This is a genomic window from Amycolatopsis sp. A133, assembly GCF_031082405.1.
GTDB lineage: Bacteria > Actinomycetota > Actinomycetes > Mycobacteriales > Pseudonocardiaceae > Amycolatopsis.
Genome location: NZ_JAVHJU010000035.1, coordinates 1 through 5779, shown reverse-complemented (window position 1 = coordinate 5779; position 5779 = coordinate 1). Strand labels below are relative to the sequence as shown.

Genomic DNA, 5779 nt, shown 5'->3' with positions numbered 1-5779 from the left:
CCGCCGGCGGCGACACCGGCCGAACCCCTGCGGTTCCTGCCCTGGCTGTTGTCCGCGCGCACACCCGCCGCGCTGGCCGCCCAGGCCTCGGGCCTGCTCGACCACCTGGACGCCGACGGCCCTGATCCGCTCGACGTGGCCCACTCCCTGGCCACCACCCGTCCCCACCACGCACACCGCGCCGTCGTCCTCGGCGCCGGCATCACCGAGCTGACTGCTGGCCTGCGTGCGCTGGCCGCCGGCGAGCCCGCGACGGCCGTGCACACCGGCCATGCCGGCGGCGGCGCACTCGCCGTGCTGTTCCCCGGGCAGGCCAGCCCGTACCCGCGCATGGCCGAGGAGCTGTACCGGACCGTGCCCGCGTTCGCCGCGGCGTTCGACGAGGTGTGCGCGGAGCTGGACCGGCACCGCGAGCGGCCCCTGGCCGAGGTCGTGTTCGGCGGCGACGCCACCGAACTGGCGCGCACCGATCACAACCAGGCCGGTGTCTTCGCCGTCGAAGTGGCGTTGTTCCGGCTGCTGGCGGAATCCGGTGTCCGGCCGGACTTCGTCGCCGGGCACTCGGTCGGGGAGATCGCGGTGGCGCACGTGGCCGGGGTGCTGTCGCTGGCCGACGCCGCGACGCTGGTGACCGCACGGGGGCGGTTGATGCGGGAGCTGCCGCCCGGCGGGGCCATGGCCGCCCTCGCGGCGTCCGAGGCGCAGGTCCGGGCGCTGATCGCCGGGCGTGACCACGAGATCGCGATCGCCGCGGTGAACGGCCCGGCGTCGGTCGTCATCTCCGGCGACGAGGCCGCGGTGCTGGCCGTCACGGAGGAGTTCACCGCGGCGGGTGGCCGGGCGAGCCGGCTCGCCGTCAGCCACGCCTTCCACTCCCACCACATGGACGCGGTCCTCGATCCCTTCCTCGACGCGGTGCGCGCCCTGCGCTTCGCGAAGCCCCGCATCCCGATCATCTCCAGCGTGACCGGCGCCCCGGACGGGCTCGACACCCCCGAGTACTGGATCCGCCACGCCCGTGAGACGGTCCGGTTCGCCGACGTGCTCGACCAGCTCGGCCGGGCAGGCGTGCGGACCTGCCTGGAGGCCGGCCCCGGCACGGCCCTCACCACGGCCGGCCAGCAGGCACTGACCGGTGTGACGTTCCTGAGCAGCCTGCGCCGCGGCCACGCCGAGCCGCGAACCGTGCTGGCCGCGCTGGCGGGTCTGCACACCGCCGGCGTCCCGGTGGACTGGGCGCTCTGGCACGCCGGCGGGCGGCGAGCCGACCTGCCGGGCTACGCCTTCCAGCGCGAGCGGTACTGGCTGCGGGGCGACACGCAGGTGCCGGCGGACGACCCCGGGCGCGTCACGGAGTCCTGGGTTCCGCTGTCCGGTGCGGACGAGGCGGCACCCACCGGCACCTGGCTGCTGCTCGCACCGCCGCACCGCGACTTGGTGATCACCGGTATCACCGGTGCGCTCACCGAACGCGGGGTCGCGGTCGTGACCGTGCGACACGACGGGACCGAGCGGGAGGGCTGGGCACGCCGCCTGGCGGAAGCGGCCCCACCACCGGTGGACGGGATCATCTCGGTCGCCGGCAGCGTGCCCGGCATCCTCGCGGTGCTCCAGGCGCTGGAGGACGCGGGGCCGGCCGGTCCGTTGTGGACGATCACCCGGGGCGCGGTCACCGCCGGCGCGGCGGTGTCGGATCCCCGGCAGGCCGGGATCTGGGGCCTGGGCCGGGTCGCCGCGCTGGAAGTCCCGCACCGCTGGGGCGGGCTGATCGACCTGCCCGAGGTGCTCGACGACGCGACGTGGCGGGCACTGGGCGCCGCGCTGGCGGCGCCGCCGGGGGAGGACCAGCTCGCCATCCGCGACGGCGTCGTCCGCACCCGGCGGCTGGCGCACGCGCCGGCCGAGCCGGCGAACACCGGCCGGTGGCGACCACACGGCACGGTGCTGGTCACCGGTGGGCTCGGCGGGCTGGGCGCGCACGTGGCCCGGTGGCTCGCCCGAGGCGGTGCCGAGCACCTGCTGCTCCTCGGCAGGCGTGGCCGGCGCACACCGGGCGCGGACGACCTGCGTGCCCAGCTCGAGGCAGCCGGTGCCCAGGTCACCATCGCCGCCTGCGACATCACGGACACCGCGGCACTGCGGGAAGTCCTCGCCGGCCGGTCGCTGACCGGCGTCTTCCACGCGGCCGGGGTCCTCGACGACGGCATCATCGAATCCCTGACACCGCAACGGCTCCAGACCGTCTTCGCGACCAAGGCCGGCGCCGCCGTGGCGCTGCACGAGCTCACCCGCGACCACCCCGTCGAGCGGTTCGTGCTGTTCTCCTCCTTCGCCGGTGTGCTGGGCTCCCCGGGGCAAGGCAACTACGCCGCGGCGAACGCGGTGCTCGACGCGCTCGCGCAGCACCGCGCCGGCCTCGGTCTGCCCGCCACCGCGGTTGCCTGGGGACCGTGGGAAGCGACCGGCATGGCGAACACCTTCGACACCGGCCGGCACGACGGCGTCACCCCGCTGTCCCCCGAGCGCGCGCTGGCCGCACTCGACCGGAGCCTCGCCGAGCCGGCCGGCCCGGCGGTCGCGGTCGGCGTGGTCGACTGGGACCGGTTCGCCGCGGCGTACACCGTGACCAGGCCGAGTGCGCTGTTCGCCGGGCTCACGACCACGCATGGCTCTGGGCCGGTACCCGGGCGAAGGCTTGCCGAGCTACCCGCGGCCGAACGCGACGAGCTGCTGCTCGAGCTCGTCGTCAAACACGTCGCCGCGGTGTCCGGGCACGCGGCCGGCACCATCGCGGTGCACCGGCCGTTCCGGGAACTCGGCCTCGACTCCCTCGCCTCCACCCAGCTGCGCAACCGGGTGAACGCCGAGACCGGGCTGCGGCTGGCCACGACCGTTGTCTACGAGCACCCGACTCCGGCCGCGCTGGCCAAGCACCTGCGCGCCGGCCTCGACGCGCCCGAACGGCACATCGCGGTGGCACTGGCACAGCTGCGGCAGCTGGAGACCACGCTGGCCGAGCTGCCGGCCGAGGCCGGGCCGGAGATCAGGGGACGGCTCGACGCGCTCGTCCGCTCGTGGCACGAGCCCGGCCGGGCCGGCGAGCTGAACCTCGACGTCGGCTCGGACGACGAGATGTTCGCCCTCATCGACGACGTCCTCGACCGATGACCCGTGGCCCCGCCCGGGTACCGCGGTTCTAACGGAGTTCGCTCAGCCAGTCGTGCACGGCCCGGGCGGTCGTCTCGGTGTGCCGGGAGATCAGGCTGAAGTGGTGGCCTGGCACGTTCACCACCGTGCACAGCTCCGGCGGGAACTGGTCCTCCGCCCGGCCGGCCGGCAATCCGGACAGCGATTCCGAGGCGCGGACGAGCAACGTGGGCGCGGTCAGCCGGGCGGGCCGCCACGAGGCGAACAGGTCCACGTACCCGCCCATCGCGCTGATCTGGTCCCCCAGCCCCGCCGAGCGGCTCTCCGGCGACGCCAGGCCGAGCCGCCGGAGCTGCTCGCGCATGAACCGCGCCCGCCTTTCGTCCACTTCGGACATCGGCAGGTAGGTGTCCAGCAGCACGACCGCGGCCGGTGCGGGACCGTGCGTTTCCAAGTATCCGGCCAGGCTGTGCGCGAGCCAGCCGCCGGAGGAGTAGCCGGCCAGTGCGAACGGGCGCTCGACCGCCGCGGTGGACGTGAGCGCGCGACGCAAGGTGGCGAGGAGCGCGGGCAAGTCGGCGGGCAGCGGCTCGCCCGCGTGGAAGCCCGGGGCACCCATGGTCCAGAGGTCTCTGGCCTCGGGAAGGGCCGGGGCCAGCATGGTGTAGGCCAGGTCGGTGACGGGCGCGACCGGCGGGACCAGGCAGACCAGCGCCGGCCCGGCGGTTCCGCTCGCCACCCTGGTCACGGTGATCGAGTCGGCGCTCGTCCCGGCGTCGAAGGTCGGGCGCAGGCGCGACGCGACGCGGGCCAGCTGCATGGCGTCACCGCCCCGGCCGTCCTCGACACCCGCGACGTACAGCGCCACCAGGCTGTCGGCCGGTGCCGGACCGGCGTCCGGTTCTTCGGGGACCGCGTCGAGGTCGATCCCGGTCAGCCGTCCGGCGAGGAACTCGGCCAGCTCGGTCACCGTCGGGTAGTTCAGCACGTCCCTCAGCTGCAGGGTGATCCCGGTCGCGGCCGTGATGCGGTGGCACAGCTCCATCGCGGTGAGCGATTCGAAGCCCAGGTCCCGGAAGGTGTCGTCGGCCGGCACCGCATCGGCGGCGGGATACCTCAGCACCGCGGCGACGTGCCCGCCGACCAGCCGCGCCAGTGCCGCCTGCCGGTCCACTTCGGACATCGCCGCCATCCGCCGGAGCGAGCCACGGCCGCCGTCCGGCGGGCCGGTGCCGGACGCGGTCACGACCTCGACGCCACCCTGCCGGTCCAGCCAGTAACGGTCGCGCGTGAACACGTAGCCGGGCAGCGCGATCCGGCGGGCGCCGGCACCGGCGAACACGGCGGCCCAGTCCACCCGGACGCCGGTCACGTGGGCCTCGGCCAACGACCGCAGGAACCGGTCCGGGCCGCCGTCATCGCGGCGCAGCGTGCCGAGCACGGCCGCGGCCACGCCGCCGTGGTCGGCGGTCTCCCGGACCGCCGGGGCCAGCACCGGGTGCGGGCCGACCTCGACGAACCGGCGGTACCCCGCATCGAGCAGGGTGGAGACCGCGGCGTCGAACCGCACCGGCGCACGGAGGCTGCGGTACCAGTAGTCCCCGTCCAGCCGGCCCTCGCCGGGGGACAGCCAGCGCCCGGTGGCGCCGGAGACGAACGGCAGCACCGCCGCTTCGGCCGTGACCGTGGCCAGCGCGGTGCGCAGCTCCTCGCGGATCCGCTCCACCTGCGGGGAGTGGGAGGCGTAGTCCACGGGGACGCGCTGGGCGCGGACGTTCCGCGTGGTGCACTCGGCGAGCAGTTCGGTCAACGCGGCCGGGTCGCCGGTGACCACCACCGACCGCGGGCTGTTCACCGCACCGATGCCGAGCCGGTCCGGCCAGCGGGCCACCAGCTCGCGCGCGGCTGCCTCGGGCAGCCCCACGGACACCATGCCGCCCCGGCCGGACAGCCGCGTCAGCGCCCGGCTCCGCAGCGCGGCCACGCGCATCGCGTCGGGCAGCGAAAGCGCGCCGGCCGCCCACGCGGCCGCGATCTCGCCCTGGGAATGCCCGGTCACCGCCGCGGGAGTCACCCCGTGGTGCCGCCACAGCTCGGTGAGGGAGATGAGCACGGCCAGGTAGGCCGGCTGCACCACGTCCACGCGCTCGAACGGGGGAGCTCCCGGTGCCGAGCGCAGCACGTCGATCAGCGACCAGTCCACCAGCGGGCCGAGCGCCTCGTCGCACTCGATGAGCTTGTCGCCGAACACCTGGGACGACGCGAGCAGCGAGCCGGCCATGTTCCGCCAGTGCCCGCCCTGCCCGGGGAAGAGGAACGCGACCTCACCGGCGCCGTCCGCGCTGCCGGTGATCACGTTCGCCGCCGCGGCTCCGTCGGCCAGCACCGCCAGCCCGCCGGCCAGGTCCTCGGGGGTGGTGCCGAAGATGACGGCGCGGTGGCGCAGGTGGGTGCGGGTGGTGGCGAGGGAATGGGCTGCGTCGAGCGGGTCGGTGGCGGTCGTGCTCAGGTGGTCGAGCAGGGCCCTGGCCTGGGCGGCCAGCGCGTCGGGGGTCGTGGCCGAGAGCAGCCAGGGCAGCACCGGTGGCCCGGCCGCCGGCGTGCGGGGTTCGGCCGGTGTCGCCGCAGGCTC

Annotated in this window: 2 protein-coding genes; one reads left to right on the top strand and one right to left on the bottom strand. The window is 75.5% G+C overall.

Annotated elements, in window-relative coordinates; genetic code table 11:
* The coding region (locus Q5425_RS23360; protein WP_308674419.1) for a type I polyketide synthase at nucleotides 1-3168 on the top strand (3168 nt) is incomplete at its 5' end.
* A gap of 28 nt (nucleotides 3169-3196) precedes the next feature.
* On the opposite strand, the gene Q5425_RS23355 is transcribed toward Q5425_RS23360, so the two are convergent.
* Nucleotides 3197-5779: acyltransferase domain-containing protein (locus Q5425_RS23355; RefSeq protein ID WP_308674418.1), on the bottom strand; the 2583-nt coding region annotated here is incomplete at its 5' end.